General features: G+C 70.3%; 20 protein-coding genes. 11 read left to right on the forward strand and 9 right to left on the reverse strand.

What is annotated here, in order from left to right; translation table 11 throughout:
* The first annotated feature begins 83 nt into the window (after positions 1-83).
* The 6 genes from ABD209_RS11910 to ABD209_RS11935 all read left to right on the forward strand — a co-directional run bounded on the left by ABD209_RS11910 (position 84) and on the right by ABD209_RS11935 (position 5,889).
* The gene (locus ABD209_RS11910) at positions 84-797 is read left to right on the forward strand and encodes a DUF4129 domain-containing protein (RefSeq protein ID WP_344066536.1); all 714 of its coding nucleotides are present in this window, start codon (positions 84-86) and stop codon (positions 795-797) included.
* Entirely contained in the window at positions 797-1,342 is a 546-nt protein-coding gene (locus tag ABD209_RS11915) for a hypothetical protein (protein ID WP_344066539.1), read from the forward strand. The genes ABD209_RS11910 and ABD209_RS11915 overlap by 1 nt, the downstream gene beginning before the upstream one ends.
* Positions 1,342-2,301, forward strand: a complete 960-nt coding sequence (locus tag ABD209_RS11920) for an AAA family ATPase (RefSeq protein ID WP_344066542.1) — start codon at positions 1,342-1,344, stop codon at positions 2,299-2,301. Before ABD209_RS11915 ends, ABD209_RS11920 begins: the two co-directional genes overlap by 1 nt.
* 111 nt (positions 2,302-2,412) lie before the next feature.
* On the forward strand, positions 2,413-3,777 hold the full coding sequence (locus ABD209_RS11925; RefSeq protein ID WP_344066545.1) for a DUF58 domain-containing protein: 1,365 nt from the start codon (positions 2,413-2,415) through the stop codon (positions 3,775-3,777).
* A 5-nt stretch (positions 3,778-3,782) separates the two neighbouring features.
* Positions 3,783-4,346 carry a hypothetical protein gene (locus tag ABD209_RS11930; RefSeq protein WP_344066548.1) on the forward strand — a complete coding sequence of 188 codons (564 nt, stop codon included), beginning with the start codon at positions 3,783-3,785 and terminating at the stop codon, positions 4,344-4,346.
* A gap of 31 nt (positions 4,347-4,377) precedes the next feature.
* A complete protein-coding gene (locus tag ABD209_RS11935) occupies positions 4,378-5,889 on the forward strand; it encodes a glycoside hydrolase family 19 protein (RefSeq protein WP_344066551.1) in 1,512 nt (503 codons plus the stop codon).
* Between the two features lie 250 nt (positions 5,890-6,139).
* Here the strand turns inward: ABD209_RS11935 and ABD209_RS11940 are convergent, their stop codons facing one another.
* The 5 genes from ABD209_RS11940 to arsM all read right to left on the reverse strand — a co-directional run bounded on the left by ABD209_RS11940 (position 6,140) and on the right by arsM (position 11,734).
* Complete coding sequence (locus ABD209_RS11940) at positions 6,140-6,820, reverse strand: hypothetical protein (RefSeq protein ID WP_344066554.1); 681 nt, start codon at positions 6,818-6,820, stop codon at positions 6,140-6,142.
* A gap of 55 nt (positions 6,821-6,875) precedes the next feature.
* Positions 6,876-8,162 carry an ATP-dependent Clp protease ATP-binding subunit ClpX gene (clpX, locus tag ABD209_RS11945; protein WP_344066557.1) on the reverse strand — a complete coding sequence of 429 codons (1,287 nt, stop codon included), beginning with the start codon at positions 8,160-8,162 and terminating at the stop codon, positions 6,876-6,878.
* 266 nt (positions 8,163-8,428) lie between these two features.
* On the reverse strand, positions 8,429-9,664 hold the full coding sequence (locus ABD209_RS11950; RefSeq protein WP_344066560.1) for an MFS transporter: 1,236 nt from the start codon (positions 9,662-9,664) through the stop codon (positions 8,429-8,431).
* 97 nt (positions 9,665-9,761) lie between these two features.
* A complete protein-coding gene (gene arsB, locus ABD209_RS11955; RefSeq protein WP_344066563.1) occupies positions 9,762-10,862 on the reverse strand; it encodes an ACR3 family arsenite efflux transporter in 1,101 nt (366 codons plus the stop codon).
* Between the two features lie 5 nt (positions 10,863-10,867).
* Positions 10,868-11,734, reverse strand: a complete 867-nt coding sequence (gene arsM / locus ABD209_RS11960) for an arsenite methyltransferase (protein ID WP_344066566.1) — start codon at positions 11,732-11,734, stop codon at positions 10,868-10,870.
* Positions 11,735-11,813: 79 nt separating this feature from the next.
* On the opposite strand from arsM, the gene ABD209_RS11965 reads away from it, so the two are divergent.
* The 4 genes from ABD209_RS11965 to ABD209_RS11980 are packed head-to-tail and all read left to right on the forward strand — an operon-like array spanning position 11,814 to position 13,526.
* On the forward strand, positions 11,814-12,143 hold the full coding sequence (locus ABD209_RS11965) for an ArsR/SmtB family transcription factor (protein WP_324387157.1): 330 nt from the start codon (positions 11,814-11,816) through the stop codon (positions 12,141-12,143).
* Positions 12,144-12,194: 51 nt separating this feature from the next.
* Positions 12,195-12,332: a hypothetical protein gene (locus ABD209_RS11970; protein ID WP_324387156.1), complete on the forward strand. Its 138-nt coding sequence runs from the start codon at positions 12,195-12,197 to the stop codon at positions 12,330-12,332.
* Positions 12,289-13,218 (forward strand): hypothetical protein, encoded by a 930-nt coding sequence (locus ABD209_RS11975; RefSeq protein ID WP_344066571.1) that lies wholly within the window; start codon positions 12,289-12,291, stop codon positions 13,216-13,218. Before ABD209_RS11970 ends, ABD209_RS11975 begins: the two co-directional genes overlap by 44 nt.
* Positions 13,104-13,526: a DUF4241 domain-containing protein gene (locus ABD209_RS11980; RefSeq protein ID WP_425564662.1), complete on the forward strand. Its 423-nt coding sequence runs from the start codon at positions 13,104-13,106 to the stop codon at positions 13,524-13,526. Before ABD209_RS11975 ends, ABD209_RS11980 begins: the two co-directional genes overlap by 115 nt.
* On the opposite strand, the gene ABD209_RS11985 is transcribed toward ABD209_RS11980, so the two are convergent.
* Positions 13,451-14,500, reverse strand: a complete 1,050-nt coding sequence (locus ABD209_RS11985) for a helix-turn-helix transcriptional regulator (protein WP_344066577.1) — start codon at positions 14,498-14,500, stop codon at positions 13,451-13,453. The genes ABD209_RS11980 and ABD209_RS11985 overlap by 76 nt on opposite strands.
* Before the next feature lie 63 nt (positions 14,501-14,563).
* On the opposite strand from ABD209_RS11985, the gene ABD209_RS11990 reads away from it, so the two are divergent.
* A complete protein-coding gene (locus ABD209_RS11990; RefSeq protein WP_344066580.1) occupies positions 14,564-15,457 on the forward strand; it encodes a DNA-3-methyladenine glycosylase family protein in 894 nt (297 codons plus the stop codon).
* A gap of 355 nt (positions 15,458-15,812) precedes the next feature.
* On the opposite strand, the gene ABD209_RS11995 is transcribed toward ABD209_RS11990, so the two are convergent.
* The 3 genes from ABD209_RS11995 to ABD209_RS12005 form a co-directional block, all read right to left on the reverse strand.
* Entirely contained in the window at positions 15,813-16,472 is a 660-nt protein-coding gene (locus tag ABD209_RS11995) for an ATP-dependent Clp protease proteolytic subunit (RefSeq protein ID WP_324385976.1), read from the reverse strand.
* Between the two features lie 29 nt (positions 16,473-16,501).
* On the reverse strand, positions 16,502-17,158 hold the full coding sequence (locus ABD209_RS12000; protein WP_344066584.1) for an ATP-dependent Clp protease proteolytic subunit: 657 nt from the start codon (positions 17,156-17,158) through the stop codon (positions 16,502-16,504).
* 248 nt (positions 17,159-17,406) lie between these two features.
* A complete protein-coding gene (locus ABD209_RS12005) occupies positions 17,407-18,648 on the reverse strand; it encodes an MFS transporter (protein WP_344066587.1) in 1,242 nt (413 codons plus the stop codon).

Raw genomic sequence — 18,648 nt, forward strand, 5'->3', positions numbered from 1 at the left:
CGGGGCTGAACCGGCCTCTCGACGGGGCTGCGTTTTCCGCCGGCCCCCGGGGCAGAGGCAGCTCCCTGATCTAGCCTGGCTCGATGGAGCGCGCGCCGATGCCGACGCGGCCGGTATGGCCGTTCGCGCTCGTCGCTGCCCTCGCACTGGTGGTGATCTGGGTCGCCGCGGCCTCACCCGTCTTCGTCGTCGGCGAGCCCTATCGGACCTCCGGTCCGACGGCGCCGGAGGCGAGCCCGACCGGTTTTCCGACCGGGCCGTTGCCCACCGGCGGGCCGGGCACGCAGATCCCTTTCCCGGTGCCCGACTGGGTCGGTTGGATCATCAATGGCGGCGCCGTCCTCGCTTTGGTGCTGCTCGCCCTCGCCGTCGGCCGCTGGCTGCTCCGTCGCCGGCGCCCGGCGCGCCGTCCCGCAGCGTCGACCCGGACCGCCGCCGACGCCCTGCTCGCCGATGCCGCCGCGCAGCTCGCCGTCCTCGGCCGCGGCCCTGCCGGCGACGCGATCATCGCGTGCTGGCAGCGGCTCGAGGACGCCATTGCCCGCGCCGGCACCCCGGCGAAGGAGTGGGAAACCCCGACGGAGGTCACCCAGCGCGTCCTGAGCCGGTATGCCGTCGACCCCGCCGCCCTCGCCTGCCTCGGCGCGCTCTACCGTGAGGCACGCTTCAGCGCGCACTCGCTCGGCGAGCCCGAGCGTCGCCGGGCGGCCGACGCCCTGGAACGGATCCACGCCGGCCTCGCCACGTCGGCAGGGGGCACCGGCGGGGCGGCCGCAGACCGCTACGGAGGCCGGTGATGAAGCGACCGGGCTGGCTGACCAGGTCGCGCAGCGGACGACTCCCCCCGTTGTTGTCGCGACCGATGCTCCTGACGGCCGTGACCTTCGTCCCGTTCGCCCTCGCCCTCGCGTGGTATTCCTTCGCGCCGGCCCCCGACTACCTGCTCCTGACCGCCATCCTGCTCGCCCTGATCGTGCTGGCCTGGCTCGGCCTCGACCTCGCCCTCTCGACCGAAGCCCAACGCTGGAGGCCCTTCGTTGCCCGACCCGAACGGATTCGCGGCCGGGACGCACGCGTCGGCCGCCTCCGCGCGCTTCTGACCGAGGTCGACCGCATACGAACGGGCAGCGAAACCGGCGCGGCCGACGAGATCCACGCCGTCATCGCCACCATCGTCCAAGGCCGGATCGCGGCCCGCGGGCTCGACCCCGCCGCACACCGTGCGGACGTTCGCGCCCTCCTCGGCCGCGACCTGGAGGACTACCTCGCGGCCCCGCCCGGCCAGCGGCATCGCCGCCTGAGCGACCTGGATCACTACCTGACCCGAATCGAGCGCCTCTGATGGACCTCCCCGCTGTCACCCGCCTCGCCGGCGAGATTCTCGACGAGGTCGAGAAGGCGGTCGTCGGCAAACGCCGCCCGCTCGAACTCCTCCTGGCGGGCATCCTCGCCGGCGGGCACGTTCTCCTCGAGGACTACCCCGGGCTCGGCAAGACCCTCGCGGCGCGCTCGCTCGCGCAAGCCCTTGGCCTGGAATTCGCCCGCGCACAATTCACCCCCGACCTGCTGCCGGGCGACCTGACCGGATCCTTCGTCTTCGACCAGCGCAGCGGGGAGTTCACCTTCCGCGCCGGGCCGCTGTTCACCGGCCTGCTGCTCGCGGACGAGATCAACCGCACGCCTCCGAAGACTCAGTCAGCGCTGCTGGAAGCGATGCAGGAGCACCAGATCACGGTCGAGGGCACGACCTTCCCGCTGCCACCCCCCTTCCACGTGCTCGCCACTGCCAACCCGATCGAGTACGAAGGCACCTATCCCCTGCCGGAAGCTCAACTCGACCGCTTCCTCATGCGTCTCGCCCTCGGCTACCCGACGCCGGGGGAGGAATGGCGGGTGCTCACCAGTCGCCTCGAACGCCGCCACGAGGAGCACGACCTGCGCGCCGTCACCGACGCCGAAGGCCTGCTCGCAATGCAGGCCGCCGTCGAGACCGTCACCGTCGATCCCAGCATCAGCGAATACTGCGTGCGCCTCGCGGCCACCACCCGCCGGCACGCGCATGTGCTCGTCGGTGCCTCACCGCGCGGCTCGCTCGCCCTGATGCTCTGCGCCCGGGCGTATGCCGTGGTGACCGGCCGCGACTATGTCACCCCCGAAGACGTCAAGGCCGTGGCCCACCCGGTCCTGGAGCACCGGATCACGCTGCGACCGGAGCTCTGGAGCAGCGAGATCACCGCGGCGTCGGTCGTCACCGAACTCGTCGGCTCGGTCGCGACCCCGGCCAGTGGTGGGACCCGATGAGCCAGGGACGGGGGGCCGCCGGTCATCCCGGTCATCGGATGCGGCGGCCCCGCTCGGCAGTCGTGACGTCGTCCGGGCGCGCGATTGAGTCGCTGACAAGAGCGGTGCTCGATGGGCCCGCATGAGGTCACCCCCTGGCGGGCCACCGCCGCCCACCATCGCGCCCTTGTCGCCGCGCCCGCGACCCTGCTGCTCGCCGCACTGGGCCGTCGCCTCGACCTCGTGCTCATCGGTCTGCCCTTCCTGCTGATCGCGGCCTGGTCGCTCTGGGCCCGCCCCAACCAGACCCCCGAGGTCGACGCCCATCTCGGACCAACCGTCGTCCATGAGGGTCAGAGTCTGGAGTGGAGCGCCACGCTCACCACCCCGCCCGGCACCGAGGACCTGGTCGCCCTGCTCGCCCCGTGCGATCACATCGTCACCCAGCCGGACTCCGGCGGCCTCGCCCACGCCGTGCCCGCAGGCGACACCCGCGCCCGCCTCACCGCCCGCCTGACCGCGACCCGCTGGGGCGAGCGGGACGCCGGCCTGGGCCTGCTGTCCGCGACTAGCCCCTTCGGCGCCTTCCGATGGGCACCGCCCCAACTGTCCGGCGCTCGCATCCGCGTGCTGCCGGAAAAGGACCCGTTCACCACCCGCGTCGGTATGCCGCATCCCCAGGGCATCGTCGGGCTCAACCGGAGCGCACGTCGAGGTGACGGGACCGATTTCGCGGCCGTGCGGGCCTACGGCCCTGGCGACCGGCTGCGCCGGATCAACTGGCGCGTATCGACGCGCAGCACGACCCTGCAGGTCACCGCCACGCACGCCGACGAGGACACCAGCGTCCAGATCGTCCTGGACGCCTTCCACGATATCGGCGCGAGCGCCGGCCTGGGAGGCACCCGCAGCAGCCTGGACACCGGTGTCCGCGCGACGGCCGCGCTGACCGAGCATTACCTGCGCGCCGGCGAGCGCGTCGGCCTGCTCGTCCTCGGGACCGCTCGCCTGCGCCCCCTCGCCGCGGCGGCCGGACGACGTCACCTGCGGCGGGTGTTGGATTCACTGGCGATGATCCGCCCGGGCACCGCCCAGCCCGCCCAGGACACCCAGCGCGTCGATCACCACCTCGCCAAGGTCAGCAACGCCTCGGTCGTCATCGTGCTCACCCCCGGCGTCTCCGACCGCGCCCTCGACGTCGCCCTCCGCCTGGGCAATCGTGGCCTGACCGTGGTCGTGATCGACACGCTCCCGCCCGTCGCCCGCGGGGTCCTCGGCCTGGCCGAACTCACGGCGATCACCCCCATCGTCGAACACCGCGAGATTCGCGCCGCGCAACTGGCCTGGCGCCTTCGCCTGCTCGAGCGTGCCCACCACCTGAACCACCTGCGCGCGACCGGCATCCCGGTGATCGAGTGGAGCGGCCCCGGCAGCCTGGATGAGACCCTGCGCCAGGTGCACCGGCGCGCCCGCGCTCCCCGATTGGCCCGACGATGAGCCCGTTGGGCCGCCGACTCGACGCCGTCGCCGGCGAAGGAGCCCGGCGATTCGCTCTGCGCGGCGGCATCTTGCTCGGCAGCTGCGTCATGGGCGCCGCCATGGCGCTCGCGTCGCCCCATCCGATCGTCCCGGCCCTCGTCGTGCTCGGGGTCATCGCGATCTCCGCCGTGCTGCTCCCGGACTCGCCCGTCGTCCTCGTGCTGCTTCTGATGATCAGCGCGACCTGGGTGATCGTCGTTCCCCGGCCCGAACGCGCGGCCGACCTGGTCCTCCCACTCCTCGCCGCCCTCGGCGCGCTGGCCGTTCACCTGTGCGCCGCCGCCTGGTCCGTATGGCCGCCCGGCACCGTGGTGCCACGCCTCGGCCGGCTGCGCTGGTGGCGCCGATCCGGCGTCGTCGCGCTCGCGGTGGTGTCTACAACCGCCCTGGCCGGAGCGCTGATCCGGGCCGCACCGAGCGGGCATCGGCTGCTCAGCCTGCTCGCCATCACCGGGGTCTGTACGGCGGCACTGGCGGGTTATCGCTGGTCAGGTCCCCGAAACGGGCCCGAGGGTGGGGCACAATAGCCGCCGGTCCCCCGCGAAAGGCCTCGCTCGTATGTTCCGTTCTGCCCGCCCCGTCCGATCGCCTCGCCCCGCGCACCGGGGCACCACCTCGTGGTCCGGCACCGCCTTCTACGGATCGGCGACCGCCGTCGCTGCCGGCCTTGCGCTGGCGACCACGAGCCTGGTCCCGGCCGCCGCGTCCGACAAGCCGGCCGGCGCGGGCGCCCGCGTCGCGACGGGGTGCGCCGGAACGGCATACGTCTATGGGGCGCGCGCCGACGGGACGCTGACCTTCACGGCGATCGACGCGGCCACGAACGTCCGCGGCCGCACCCTCGTCGGCCCGAAGTTGCCCTTCGGCGTCCGGGCGATGGCGACCCTCGATTACACGACGCTGCTTGTGACGACGCCAGCCGGCGAGCTCTACCGGATCGATGTCATCGGCAACACCAAGAAGCTGACCATCGACACCCCGAGCAAACTGGCCTCGAACTCCTGGACCTACGACAAGCTGACCGCCGACGGTTTCGGGCATCTCTTCGCCACGAGCGGCACCAACGGGCAGCTCTACCGGTGGAATGTCACCGCCAAGAAGCCGACCGGTTCGCAGATCGCGACCAAGACGCGCATCGGCGCCGGCTTCGTCCTGACCTCCCTGACGGCCACCGGTGGTGGGCAGCTCATCGGGACCACCAGCGGGGGAAAACTGATGGGCTACAAGGCGATCGGACTTAATCGCTTCACGTCCGCAACCCTCGCGTCCAGCGGGTACACCGGCGTCGACAAGCTGGCGGGGGTCGGCGGTGGCGTCTTCTATGCGCGGACCACGAGCAGCGGTGCGCTCGTCGGGCGCAAGGACGCCAATGTGGCCGACGGGTCGGGCAGCGATATCGCGACGATTGGCACCGTCGACTCCAGCGGGTGGACGCAGAAGGTGCTCAGCGGCGCCCCGAAGACGGTCACGTGCACCACCGGCGGTGACCTCACGTATGCCGCCCTGGTCACGATGTTCGGGTCCGGTTGGGTCGGCACGCAGAGCGTCGTCGAGCAGGGCCTGCCGAAGCTGCAGGCGGAGATGGCCAAAGCGTCGATCACCACGCCCGCGCGCAAGGCGGCCTTCCTGGCGACGCTTGTGAGCGAATCCGCGATGCGCTGGGACGCCGACCAAGGGGGGTCCTACACCTACCACGGGCGCGGCTACATCCAGATCACCGGCGACTTCAACTATGGCCCGGCCGGGACCTGGCTCGGCGTCGACCTGTTGAGCAACCCTGAGTTGGCCCGCTCGCTCAGCTACAGCGCGCCGATCGCCCGCTGGTACTGGACGATCGCGCGGACCACGACCAACACCTATGCCGACAACCACGATATGAACGGCGTCAACCGCAATATCGGCTTCGCCTGGTCGTATGAGGAGGCCACCCGCCGCTGCGATCGGTTCAAGTCGGCCTACAAATACTTCACCGGCGCGCTGCCGGCGAACACGATCTGCTACCCCTCGCGCCTGCCCGCCCCCGGCTCGACCGACTGGTACTTCCACCCCGAGCGCGGCGACAAGTCCTGACCCCTCCCCTCCCCCACCCACCCGTCGAAAGGCCGGTTTAGGGGCGTCGACGGGCCGGTTTAGGGGCGTCGACGGGCCGGTTCAAGGGCGTCGACGGGCCGTTTCAAGGGCGTCGACGGGCCGTTTCAAGGGCGTCGACGGGCCGTTTCAAGGGCGTCGACGGCCCGGTTCGGGGTCGTCTGGGTCCCACGCTCTGCGTGGGAGCCATACGACCGCGGTGGCGGGATGGGTGTGCAGGAGGGTGGAGGTTTCAGGCCGGGGAGGCGTCGGCACGGCCTGGGGCGAAACCGAACTCGCGGGCCGGGATCAGCCCGCTCGGCTGCACCGTGAACCATGGGATATTCCAGCCGCCCAGGCCGAGCCCCGACCCCACGAAGGCGGTCCGCCCGAATTCGAAGACGTGCCCGGCGGTCGGTTCGTAGACCTCGAGGTTGCCGTCGCCGCGATCGGGCAGGATCAGGCAGACGTGGCGCGGCAGGACCGAGTCGCCGACATAGATCAGCGCCGGCTCACCGTCCGCCACCAAGCGCAGTAGTCGCCCGTAGTGCGCGTCCAACGCCCGGGTCGAGTCGGAGCGCAGCACTTCCACGTCATACCGCGTGCCGCGCCGCGAGGCGCCGAACTCCAGTTCTTTCTTCGCCCCCCATGGCGGCGTGCCCAGGCGGCGCGGCCACGGCAGATTGAGGCGGCCCCCGCCGGCATACAGACTGTTGGTGCGGCGATGGACGACGCGTTCGTAGGCCGCGAAGCGCGCCCCGGCATCGGCCGCGTTCGGCAGACCGGCACGCGGTCCGTCACCGGTGAGGATCCAGGCCGCGAAGGCCGGGTCGACCAGCATCCGCGCGATGGTCAGGCACGCCGCACCACAGGTGACCTGACTCTGTTGCGCCGGCGCGGCGTCGCCGGTGTGCAGGCGATACGGCGGGCTCATACCCTCATCCAACCCGATCCGCCGCGCCCGTGCGGGCTGCGATCCGTATGCCGTGTCAGGCGGAGCGCTTGCGCGGTGCGCGCTTGCGTGGCGGGGTGATCTCGGCCTGGCGCACGATCGTCGGCAGCACATTGCCGAGCACCGTTTCGCGGCTGACGACGACGCGGGCGATGTCGTCATCGCTGGGCACGTCGAACATCACCGGCATCAGGACTTCTTCCATGATCGCCCGCAGGCCACGCGCACCGGTGCCGCGCTTGAGCGCCTGTTCGGCGATCGCGGTCAGGGCGTCCGGCGTGAACTCCAGCTCGACGCCGTCCAGCTCGAACATCTTGGCGTACTGCTTGACCAGGGCGTTCTTGGGTTCGCTCAGGATCCGCACGAGCGCCTCGCAGTCCAGCGGCGAGACGGTCGTGATCACCGGCAGCCGGCCGATGAACTCCGGGATCAGGCCAAACTTCATCAGGTCCTCGGGCATCACATCGCTGATCGACTCGGCCAGATCCTTCGGGTTGTGCAACTCGGAGCCGAAGCCGAGGCCCTTCTTGCCGATCCGCCCCTCGATGAGCTTCTCCAGACCGGCGAAGGCCCCGCCGACGATGAAGAGCACATTGGTGGTGTCGATCTGGATGAACTCCTGGTGCGGGTGCTTGCGCCCACCCTGCGGCGGCACCGACGCGGTCGTGCCCTCGAGGATCTTCAGCAACGCCTGCTGCACGCCTTCACCCGAGACATCGCGGGTGATCGAGGGGTTCTCGGACTTGCGGGCGATCTTGTCCACCTCGTCGATATAGATAATCCCGGTCTCGGCGCGCTTGACGTCGTAGTCGGCGGCCTGGATGAGCTTCAGCAGGATGTTCTCGACGTCCTCGCCGACATAGCCGGCCTCGGTCAACGCGGTCGCGTCGGCGATCGCGAAGGGGACGTTGAGCATCTTGGCGAGAGTTTGCGCGAGATAGGTCTTGCCGCACCCGGTGGGCCCGATCAGCAGGATGTTGGACTTGGCGATCTCGACGTGATTGGCGTCGCGCTTGCCCGAGCCGTCACCGGCCTGGATGCGCTTGTAGTGGTTGTAGACGGCGACGGCGAGCGCCTTCTTGGCCGGCTCCTGGCCGATGATGTAGGTCTTAAGGAAGTCGAAGATCTCGCGGGGCTTGGGCAGCTCGTCGAAGCCGAGGTCGGTCGACTCCGCCAGCTCCTCCTCGATGATCTCGTTGCACAGGTCGATGCACTCGTCGCAGATGTAGACCATCGGTCCGGCGATCAGCTTCTTGACCTGCTTCTGCGACTTCCCGCAGAAGGAGCACTTCAACAAATCGCCGCCTTCGCCCGCGCGCGCCATCCGCTCGTGCTCCCTTCACCATCGAATCCGTGGGATCGGGCACCCAAGCGCCCGTCGTGCCCCGACGCTACCTGCCGCCGGTGCCCGCTTCGACCATTGAAACCCACATGTCGCGACGACGGCACCCGTTCCGCTGACAGCGGAAGCTCGCGCCCCTCCCCCACCTGCCTGTATGCCGTTCACCCCCGCCCGAAGTCCGGCCTACCGTGCAGTAAGCAGGGTGATCACCCCACTTACTGCACGGTAGGCAGCAGCCTCGGCCCCCTTCACTGCCCGGAATCGGCGTGGGCGATATAGGCGAGTTGGCGCCATACGGCCGCGAGCGCCAGACCGGAGCCGACCGCAGCGAACCAGAAGGGCGCGGTCAGCCCCCACCGCTGCGCGATCACGCCACCGAGCAGTTGCCCGACCACTAGCCCACCGAAGAGCCCGACCAGGTAGACGCTGCTAACCCGCCCCTGGAAGGCTGTGGGCACCGCGCGCTGCCGGACGGCCGTCGAGAGCGTGCCCCAGACGAAGGCATACGCCCCGAAGACCACCATGATCGCGATCGCCACCCACCCGTTCGTCGTCATCGCCAGGGCCGTATGCGTGAGCACCTCCAGCAGCAGGCAGGTGCGCATCAGCCCCGCGAGCGGGAAGAGCCGCTCCAACCGGCCGTATGCCAGCGTGCCCACCATCCCGCCCACCGCGGCTGCCGTGGTGAGCAGCCCGAAGCCGAGTTCCCCCATGTGCAAGTGGTCGAGCGCGTAGAGCACGAGCACCGACCACGCCGCACCCCACGTGACATTGAACGCGAGGATGACCAGGGCCAGGGTGCGCACGGCGGCATTGCCGAGCAGCCAGCGAACACCCTCGCCGATGTCCCGCAGCACGTGCGTGTACTCCAGATCCGCGCGCTCGGGGTGCATGGGCCGCGCGATCCGCCGGATCAGCACGATCCCGAGCAGCATGGTCACGGTCTGTGTCACGAAGGGCCAGGCCATCCCCGCGGCGAACAAGAAGGCCCCGACCGGCGGTCCCACCAGTTGGTTGGCCGTCAGAAAGCCGGCCATCAGCCGGGCGTTGCCGAGTCCGAGATCGGCCTTGTCCACCAGCATCGGCAAGATCGTGCCCGACGCGGTATCGGCGAAGATCTCGGCACAGCCCAGGACAAACATCACGACCAGGACGATGGTGATGTTGACATGCCCCGTGGCAAGCGTGGCGATGAGGAAGCCCAGGACGAGCAGCCGGCTGAGGTCCGCCAACACGACCAGGGTGCGGCGATCCATCCGGTCGGCGATCGCCCCGGCGATCAGCCCGAAGAGCAAGGTGGGCACCCGTTGGAGCGCGGCGGCCAGGGCCACGAGGACGGCGTTGCGCGTCTGCGAGGCGACTAGGAGCGGCCCCGCCGCGAGGGCGATGCCGTCGCCGATATTGCTGATCCAGGAGGAGGACATCAGCCACCGGAAGTCGCGGCCCATCCGGGCCGGTGCGATGGCTTCCCCGATGCGTCCCACGAGGGCGAGAGCCTACCCGCGCGCGCCTAGCGCATGCGCGAGGTTTATCCCGTCGGTGAGGTCCGCTTCCCGGACGCACGGCGGTCGGTGGGCTCAGTCATACTCGCTCTCCGTATGCCGCGGCGGGCCCGGCCGCGTGGGGAAATCGCCGGCGCAGGGCCAGGCTGACATACACCAATCCGACGAGCACCGGGACCTCGATGAGCGGCCCGACGACGCCGGCCAACGCCTGGCCGGAGCTGACGCCGAAGGTCGCGATGGCGACGGCGATCGCCAACTCGAAGTTGTTGCCCGCAGCGGTGAAGGCCATCGTCGTGGTGCGGGCATACGTGAAGCCGAGGGCGCGCCCGAGCCCATAGCCGCCGCCCCACATCAGCGCAAAATAGGCAAGCAGAGGCAGCGCGATCCGCGCCACATCCCAGGGCCGGGCAGTGATCTGCTCGCCCTGCAGGGCGAAGAGCAGGACGACGGTGAAGAGCAACCCGTAGAGCGCCCACGGGCCGATCCGCGGGAGAAATTCCTCCTCGTACCACGCGCGCCCGCGGCGGGCCTCACCGAGGCGCCGCGAGAGATAGCCCGCGGCCAGCGGGATGCCGAGGAAAACCGCCACACTGGCCGCGATCGCGCCGGGCGAGACGTCGAGGTGCGTGCTCGCCAGTCCCAGCCAGCCCGGCAGCACCGTCAGATAGAACCAGCCCAGGCCGGCGAAGGCGACCAACTGGAAGAGCGAATTGATCGCGACCAGCACGGCCGCGGCCTCGCGATCGCCGCAGGCGAGGTCGTTCCAGATGATGACCATGGCGATGCAGCGCGCCAGACCGACGATGATCAGACCGGTGCGATAGGCGGGCAGGTCCGGCAGCATCAGCCACGCGAGCGCAAACATCAGCGCCGGCCCGATCAGCCAGTTCAGCACCAGTGACGACACCAGCAGCCGCCTGTCGTGGGTCACGGTGTCGAGCCGGTCGTAGCGGACCTTGGCCAGGACGGGATACATCATCACCAGCAGCCCGATCGCGATGGGCAGCGAGATCCCGGCCACCTCGACCCGGCTCAGCGCCGAATCGAGGCCGGGGACCAGGCGGCCCAGCGCCAGCCCGAGCACCATGGCGGCCCCGATCCAGACAGGCAGCAACCGATCGAGCCGCGAAAGCTTCAGGGCGGCAACGGGATCGGCCGCATCGAGCGCGGTCGTCATCGCCGTCAGGCCGGCATGATCGCGCGCACGAAGGCGCTCGCGAACGCCCCGTCCAGGGCGTCGACGGCCGCTGCCACATCCACGCCAGTCGGCAAGTCGGCGGGCGCCAGACGCGCGGCGAGGTCCTCCAGGTCGGCACGCGTGTAGCGCCGGGTCACCTCGACCGAGGCGTCCTCGAAACCGGCCGCCGTGAGCCGGGCGACATAGTCGGTCTCGAGCAGCGCGCCGGCGATGCACCCTGTCCACAGGGCCACGATGCCGGTGAGCTCCGGAGCCAGCGGGCGCAGCAGCACGATGTCGGAGACGGCGAACCGGCCGCCGGGCCGGAGCACGCGCGCGGCTTCGCGCAGGACCGCGTCCTTGTCGGCCGAAAGGTTGATCACGCAGTTGGAGATGACGACGTCGACGGCGTTGTCCGGCAACGGAATCGACTCGATCGTCCCGAGCATGAACTCGGCATTGCCGATGCCCGCCTCGGCCTGGTGGCGGCGCGCGAGGTCCAGCATCTCGGGCGTCATATCCAGCCCGTATGCCGTTCCCCCCGGCGCCACGCGCCGCGCCGAGAGCAGGACGTCGAGTCCGCCGCCGGAGCCGAGGTCGAGCACGTCCTGCCCCGGCTGGAGGTCGGCGAGCAGAGTCGGGTTCCCGCACCCGAGCGAGGCCGCCAGCGCACCGGCCGACGGCACGGCGTCGGCGTCGTAGAGGTCGCCGCTGATGGGATCGGACGCGGCCGGCCCGTCGGAGCAGCACCGCGTGCCGCAGCACGAGTCATCGGCAACGGCCAGAGCGGAACGGGCGGACGCGGCATACCGCTCGCGGACGGCCTCTCGGATGTCGTCGGCTGCCGACGGGGACGCGCTGGACGCGGTCATGGCGCCCTCTCCTTGGATTGATGATCGTCTAAGCAGAATCAGTCTGGACCGCTGTTTCGAGATCTGTCAAGATAGGGGCATGGCCTCGGACGTGATGTGCTGCACCCCGGCGATCGCCTCGCTCGATGCCGACCGGGCACAGGCCCTCGCCCCGCTCTTCAAGGCCCTCGGCGACCCGGTCCGGCTGCGCCTGGCGTCGATGATCGCCGCCATGCCCGAGGTGTGTGTCTGCGAGTTGACCAGGGCCTTCGAGCTGTCCGGTCCGACAATTTCCCACCACCTGAAAGTCTTGCGCGACAATGGCATCGTCGAGTGCGAGCGCCGCGGGACCTGGGTCTACTACTGGATCCGCCCGCATGCCTTGGCCGAGCTCACAGCGGTCCTGGCGCCACTGCATACCGGCGCATGAGACCGGACGGCTCAGCCCGTCCGGCGGCAGCCGAGCATTACCCTCGCCATCATGACGGCGAGCACGCCCCAGGACCGGATCGACGCCTTCCTGCTTGATTACGAAGCCCAGTGGGTCATTGCCCAGCCGCATTTCGACGGCGACGATGGCGACGGCTTCGCGACGTGGATTCCCAGCTCGCTGCGTTAGGGGATCGGCACGCCAACCGGGGGCGCAGCTGCTCGCCCGCGCGTTTTCCGGCGCGCCGGAGTTCGGCCCGACAAGCCAGCTGACGACCGCAACGGCCATCGACGGCGATGTCGCCCGGGTCGCTGCGACGCCGACGCGAAGCACCGGCCCGCGCTTCCTCGAATACCGGCTGGTGCGTCTGGATGGTGACTGGCGGATCGCGGCCATCGACGGCTTCTACGACGATCCGGACGCGGCGTTCATGCCGGCCGAGCGGGCGTCCGCCCTGACCGGGTCGGCCACCGCCGATGCGACCCTGACGGCGATGCCGCCGCACTACGCACGGCTCGATCCGGCTCGGCTCTTCGTCGAGCGCGACATCGTCGACGACGACGGCGACAGCACGCGGATCGAGGTCCGCCCCGTCGGCCGCTTCACGGTGAGTTCGGGGGTCCTGGCGGTCGTCGACTTCGCCTATGACGCGTCCATGATCAAGGCCCTGACGCGCTCGGTGCCGCCCGGGGAGTATGCCGCCGACATCGCGGTAGCCTTCGAGCGGTGCGCCGCTCTGCGCGTCACTTTCGGCCCAGATGCACCGGTGGCCTGGCATCCGGCCACGGCGTCGGACGGCGGTCACGTCGCCGGAGTCGATGCCGGAAACCTCGCCGTCATCGGCATCGGCGCGTATGCCGCGGCGACCGTCCGGGGAAGGAGAGCGCCTACGAGGACCTCGTCGTCGATACCGAGTCACTCGCCGAGCTCCTCCGCTTCGGCGCGGGCGAGCCGTGCGGTGTGGTCGCCAGCTCGGGCTGGGGCGACGGCGCCTATCCGTCGGTTTGGGGCGTCGACGCAGCGGGCCAGGCGGTCCAACTCGTCGTCGACTTCTGCCTGCTGGTGCACGCGGTGACCCGCGAGGTAAACGTCGCTTGGGCCGGCGGCGGCTTCGACCTCGGCGTGCCGGGCGTGCGAATCACGACCGAGCCCGGGCGATTCTCCTTCTGGCGCGGGCAGATTCCCGGGCGCCTTGTGCTCACCGCGCCCTACGACGCCGTCGCGGAGCTCACGTTGCGCACCGAGAAGGGCGAGATCGCCTGTGCCTCGGACACCGAGGCAAGCGAGGTCGACGCGACGACGACGGCCTATCCATTGCTCGGCAAGCCCGGACCCGGGTGGACCCTCACCGCCACCGTCGACCTGGGCCCCGAATACTCCTGACCTGCACCGGTGCTGCCGGTAGCGCCCGAATCCGCTTGGGCCGCAATGCTTCCTCGGGCGACCTCGAGCAGCCGCTCGCGCACCTCGGGCGGGCCGAGGACGCGCACCGATCCGCCGAAGCTCGCCAGCCGCCGGGCCAGCACGTCCGCGTTCAGGCCGGCCACCCGGGCGGGCACCCCGTTCGGACGCGCCTGCGCGACTTCCGTATGCCGCCCGAATGTGCGCCGCAGCATCGGCACCGCAGCGGGTGCCACGAGCAGGTCGGCCCACAGTCCGGCGCGGCGCTCCTCGACCGCCGTCACGACCTGGTCCCACTCCGCGCCGAGGTCGAGATCCGCGGGTCTGGTCGCCTGCGCGTCGAGCACGGCGGCCACGACCACCCGGTCGAGCCGGAAGGTCCGGCGCCCGGCGTCGGTGCCGGCGACGAGATACCAGCGGCCGTCCTTGGCCGCCAGGCCCCACGGATCGACCACGCGCACCGACGGCGATCCGGTGGGCGCGGCATACGTCAGGTCGACCCGCCGGCGCCGGACGACGGCATCCTGGAGCGTCCGGCGGACGTGGTCGGCCGGCGACACCGCCTGCTGCTCACCCCAGCCGGCGGGGTCGTGAACGACGGCATCGGCCGCAGCCAGGGCCTCGTCTCGAAACGGCGCGGGCAGCGCCCGGGCGAGCTTGCGTAGGGCGGTGCGCGCGTCGGGATCCGCGCGCCCGCCGGGCCCGAGCAGCAGGAAGAGCGAGCGGGCCTCCCCCGCGGTCAGGCCGGTCAGGTCGGTGCGCGCCCCGCCAACGAGTTGCCAGCCGCCGCCGCGTCCGGCCTGCGGATAGACCGGTATGCCGCTGGCCGACAGTGCTTCGAGGTCGCGGCGCGCTGTGGGCACCGAGACATCCAACTCGCGGGCCAGTTCGGCAGCGGTCAGCCGGCCCTTCTGCTGCAGCAGCAGAAGGGCTGCAACGAGGCGGTCGGCGCGCATACCGCCAAGATTCGCAGAAAAAATGATCAGTCGGTGATCACTTTGCCGACGACGCTAAGAGTCATGGACGCCACAACGAGCACGGTCACCCTCCCCACTCGGGGCCGCCTCAACCTCATGCGCACCGCTCTCGTCGGTTTCGGCCATCGCGCCGAGCAAGACTGGGACGGCGTGATGCGCCTGGCGTTCACCGTCGACGGCACGCACGAGCAGAGCGCTGGGGTCGAGATCCGGCAGCGCGACGACGAACTCGACCTGACCATCACCTCCGATGCCGATCCGGCGATCGTAGCCGGGCAGGTCGCCCGCGTGCTCTCGGTCCACGTCGACGGCGCCGGCTTCGCCGACCTGGCCGGACGTGACCCGGTCGCCGCGGCCCTGGTTGCGGCGGCCGACGGCCTGCGCCCGCCGCAGTTCTACTCGCCGTATGAGGCTGCCGCATGGTCGATCCTCAGCGCCCGGCGGTCCGCGGCCCAGGGCCGGGTGCTGCGGCAACGGCTCTCCGAGCAACTCGGCACGGCATACGACCTGGCCGGCCAGACGCTGCACTCCTTCCCGGCGCCCAGCCGGCTGGCGACGTTGGCGCAGTTGCGCGGCCTCCCCGAGGCTGCGATTCCTCGTCTGCAGGCCATCGCGCATGCGGCGCCTGAGGGCAGGCTGTCCGCGGCGCGCTTGTTGGCGATGGACCCCGAGGACGCGCGACTCGATGTCCAGCACCTGCCGGGCATCGGACCCTTCTACAGCGGCCTGATCGTCTACCGCTCGCTCGGCCAGCCCGATGTCCTCGTCCTGATCGAGCCCCGCAGCCGCGCCGCGCTCGAACGCCTCTGCGGCGCGGCTCAGCCGATGACCGATGCGGAGTTCACCGCACGCGCGGAGGCGTGGCGCCCCTACCGGATGTGGATGACCTTCCTGGCCCGGGCCGTGGGCGAGAGCGTGTCTGCGCCGGCCAGATGATCGCCACGCCGAGTCTCTGCGGAGCGAGGCGCGGGGCACGCCGAACGGGTGGCGTCGAGGACTCGACGCCACCCGCCCCCGACCCCCCTCACGCCCGGCCGCGTTGTCAGCCGGCCGCCGAAACGGTGAATCCAGCCGCCACGGGACCTAGCCCGCGTGGGTGAGCGCTCGGGTTATCGCGGACATAGATGACCACCGATCTCTACCTCGACGGACTTTCCGCCGGTGTGACGTCGAGGGTCCAGCATCGGGATTACCGGGCGATTAACCCGGGCCGGCCGGCGCCACACGACGCGGAAAGTCACCCGGCTCGAGGGAGCCGAGTGACGTTCCGGGGGTGGCGCAGGCCGGCCTTTCAGTCCTCGAAAGAGGCCTTGCGGGTCTTGAGGACCTCGTCGATCAGGCCGTACTCCTTGGCCTCGTCGGCCGAGAGGATCTTGTCGCGCTCAATGTCCTTGCGGACCTGCTCGACGCTGCGGCCGGAGTGCTTGGCCCAGGTCTCCTCGAGCCACTCGCGCATCCGCAGGACCTCCTTGGCCTGGATCTCCAGGTCGGACGCCTGTCCGTAGTCGCCGCCCATGAGCGCCGGCTGGTGGATGAGCACGCGGGCATTCGGCAGGGCGAAGCGCTTGCCGGGCGCACCCGCGCCGAGCAGTACCGCCGCGGCGGACGCGGCTTGGCCGATGACGAAGGTCTGCACATCGGGGCGGATGTACTGCATCGTGTCGTAGATCGCGGTCATCGCCGTGAACGAGCCGCCGGGGCTGTTGATGTACATCAGGATGTCGCGGTCGGGGTCCTGAGACTCCAGCACGATCAACTGGGCGATGATGTCGTCCGCCGAGGCGTCGTCGACCTGCACGCCGAGGAAAATGATGCGGTCCTCGAAGAGCTTGGTGTAGGGGTCGGTGCGCTTCATCCCGTAGGACGTGCGCTCCTCGAACTGCGGGAGGATGTAGCGGCTGCTGGGAGCGGGGACGTGGAGTCGGCCCGCGGCCATACCGAAATCAGTCATGTCTGTCGTCCTTGATCCGTGGCCCGCGGTCACTCGGTGACCGGGTTGTCGTCGGAGGCGGCCTGCTTCGCGCTGCGGAAGACGTGGTCGACGAAGCCGTAGGCCTTCGCTTCCTCGGCGGTGAACCAGCGGTCGCGGTCGGAGTCGGCCTCGATCTGCTCCAGGCTCTGGCCGGTGTGCTGGGCGATCAACTCGGCCATCTGCTTCTTGATGAAGAGCATCTGCTCGGCCTGGATCTTGATGTCCGAGGCCGTACCACCGATACCGCCCGAGGGCTGGTGCATCATCACGCGGGCGTGCGGCGTGGCATAGCGCTTGCCGGGGGTGCCGGCCGAGAGCAGGAACTGGCCCATCGATGCGGCCATCCCCATCGCGACCGTCGCGACGTCATTGGGCACCCAGTTCATGGTGTCGAAGATCGCCATGCCGGCGGTCACCGAGCCGCCCGGGCTGTTGATGTAGAGCCAGATGTCCTTGGTCGGGTCCTCGGCGGCGAGCAGCAGCATCTGCGCACAGATCGCGTTCGCGTTGTCGTCGCGGACTTCGGAGCCGAGGAAGATGATGCGTTCCTTGAGCAGCCGGTTGTAGATGTGATCGTCGAGCCCGAACTGCCCACCCTGGGCAGCTGCGCTGGGGTTGCTCACGCTGGTCTCCGTCCTGACGGCGTGCTCGTTGCGGATAGTCATGGTGACCCTAACGCGCGGCCTTTCCCAGACAATCCCGCCGTATGCCGTGTTCGCCCTGAGCGCAGCGCCCCACCTCTCCCGTCGAGTGGCCGGTTCAGGGTCGTCGAGTGGCCGGTTCAGGGTCGTCGAGTGGCCGGTTCAGGGTCGTCGAGTGGCCGGTTCAGGGTCGTCGAGTGGCCGGTTCAGGGTCGTCGAGTGGCCGGTTCAGGGTCGTCGAGTGGCCGGTTCAGGGTCGTCGAGTGGCCGGTTCAGGCCGACCCGGTCGCCGCGTCGCTCGGGACGGTCGGCGCGGCTTCGGGCTCAGGCTCGCGCACCGAGGGCACCATCAGCAGGGCCAAGATCGCGCCGGCCCCGACGACGAGCAGCGACTTCAGGACACCGACGTGGTCACCGAGGAAGCCCAGCAGGGGCGGGCCGGCGATGAAGGCGGCATACCCGATCGTCGCGACGACCGACATCCGGGAGGCTGCGCGCGCGGGGTCGTCGGCGGACGCACTCATACCGACCGGGAAGCCGAGCGCGGCGCCCAAGCCCCAAATCGCGGCGCCGAGATAGGCGAGGACGGCGCCGCCGAAGATGACCAGAAGCGCCCCCAGCACGGCCAAACCGAAGCTGACCCGAAGCACCGGCACCCGGCCGTGCCGGTCGAGCAGGCCGGTGCCGACGAGGCGGCCGACCGTCATAAACGTCAAGAAGGTTGCGAAGGCGAGCACACCGGCCCAGGTCGGCAGGTCGTACCCCTCGTGGAAGGCGACCGCGAGCCAGTCGTTCGCCGTCCCCTCGGTAAAGGCTGCGACAAGCACGACGAAGCCAATCAACAGGGTGCGCGGCTCGGTCCACGCCGAGGCGGCTTTGGTGCCGGCACCCGCGTGGTGGGCTGCCGTAGCCCCGGCTGCCGTCGCGTCGTGCGGCAAGAGCGAACGCAGGGACCACACCCCGATCACGACGACGAGGACGGCGATCGCGACCATGTGGACGAGGATGCGGACACCGGCCCAGGACAGCGCGGCACCCAGCAGCGCCGAGACCACTGTCCCACCGGAGAAGGCCGCGTGGAAGTGCGGCATGATCGCCCGGCCGAGATGGCGCTCGACGTCGGCCCCCTCGAGGTTCATGCCGACATCCCAGGAGCCCACCCCCAGGCCGGCGAGGAAGAGGCCGACCATCAGCAGGGCGCGCGAGTGCGCGACATCGACGCCGAGCCCGATCACCAGGATCCCCGTCGCGGCCATGGCCAGGGCCGTGCCCACGACCGCAGGCAGCCCGAAGCGCTCGATCAGCTTGCCCGTGGAAGGCAGGGCCAGGACCGAGCCGAGCGACATCGCGAACAGGGTGGCCCCGAGTTCGCCCGCGCTCAGGCCGAGTTCGAGCTTGGCGTCGGCGATCCGCGACGCCCAGCCGGCGAAGGCCAGACCGGCGAGAGTGAACAGGGCAAAGACGCTGGTCCGGGCAGCGAGGGCGACCGAACGGTCGACGGGTGCTGGGGTCAT

This window comes from Nostocoides vanveenii, assembly GCF_039531165.1.
Classification (GTDB): domain Bacteria; phylum Actinomycetota; class Actinomycetes; order Actinomycetales; family Dermatophilaceae; genus Nostocoides_A; species Nostocoides_A vanveenii.

Bases quoted from the DNA above. Each gene is read 5' to 3' on its own strand.
- ABD209_RS11910 (WP_344066536.1), top strand. From the start codon at position 84: ATGGAGCGCGCGCCGATGCCGACGCGGCCGGTATGGCCGTTCGCGCTC.
- ABD209_RS11915 (WP_344066539.1), top strand. From the start codon at position 797: ATGAAGCGACCGGGCTGGCTGACCAGGTCGCGCAGCGGACGACTCCCC.
- ABD209_RS11920 (WP_344066542.1), top strand. From the start codon at position 1,342: ATGGACCTCCCCGCTGTCACCCGCCTCGCCGGCGAGATTCTCGACGAG.
- ABD209_RS11925 (WP_344066545.1), top strand. From the start codon at position 2,413: ATGGGCCCGCATGAGGTCACCCCCTGGCGGGCCACCGCCGCCCACCAT.
- ABD209_RS11935 (WP_344066551.1), top strand. From the start codon at position 4,378: ATGTTCCGTTCTGCCCGCCCCGTCCGATCGCCTCGCCCCGCGCACCGG.
- ABD209_RS11940 (WP_344066554.1), bottom strand. From the start codon at position 6,820: ATGAGCCCGCCGTATCGCCTGCACACCGGCGACGCCGCGCCGGCGCAA.
- clpX (WP_344066557.1), bottom strand. From the start codon at position 8,162: ATGGCGCGCGCGGGCGAAGGCGGCGATTTGTTGAAGTGCTCCTTCTGC.
- arsB (WP_344066563.1), bottom strand. From the start codon at position 10,862: ATGACGACCGCGCTCGATGCGGCCGATCCCGTTGCCGCCCTGAAGCTT.
- arsM (WP_344066566.1), bottom strand. From the start codon at position 11,734: ATGACCGCGTCCAGCGCGTCCCCGTCGGCAGCCGACGACATCCGAGAG.
- ABD209_RS11965 (WP_324387157.1), top strand. From the start codon at position 11,814: ATGGCCTCGGACGTGATGTGCTGCACCCCGGCGATCGCCTCGCTCGAT.
- ABD209_RS11970 (WP_324387156.1), top strand. From the start codon at position 12,195: ATGACGGCGAGCACGCCCCAGGACCGGATCGACGCCTTCCTGCTTGAT.
- ABD209_RS11975 (WP_344066571.1), top strand. From the start codon at position 12,289: ATGGCGACGGCTTCGCGACGTGGATTCCCAGCTCGCTGCGTTAGGGGA.
- ABD209_RS11985 (WP_344066577.1), bottom strand. From the start codon at position 14,500: ATGCGCGCCGACCGCCTCGTTGCAGCCCTTCTGCTGCTGCAGCAGAAG.
- ABD209_RS11990 (WP_344066580.1), top strand. From the start codon at position 14,564: ATGGACGCCACAACGAGCACGGTCACCCTCCCCACTCGGGGCCGCCTC.
- ABD209_RS11995 (WP_324385976.1), bottom strand. From the start codon at position 16,472: ATGACTGATTTCGGTATGGCCGCGGGCCGACTCCACGTCCCCGCTCCC.
- ABD209_RS12000 (WP_344066584.1), bottom strand. From the start codon at position 17,158: ATGACTATCCGCAACGAGCACGCCGTCAGGACGGAGACCAGCGTGAGC.
- ABD209_RS12005 (WP_344066587.1), bottom strand. From the start codon at position 18,648: ATGACCCCAGCACCCGTCGACCGTTCGGTCGCCCTCGCTGCCCGGACC.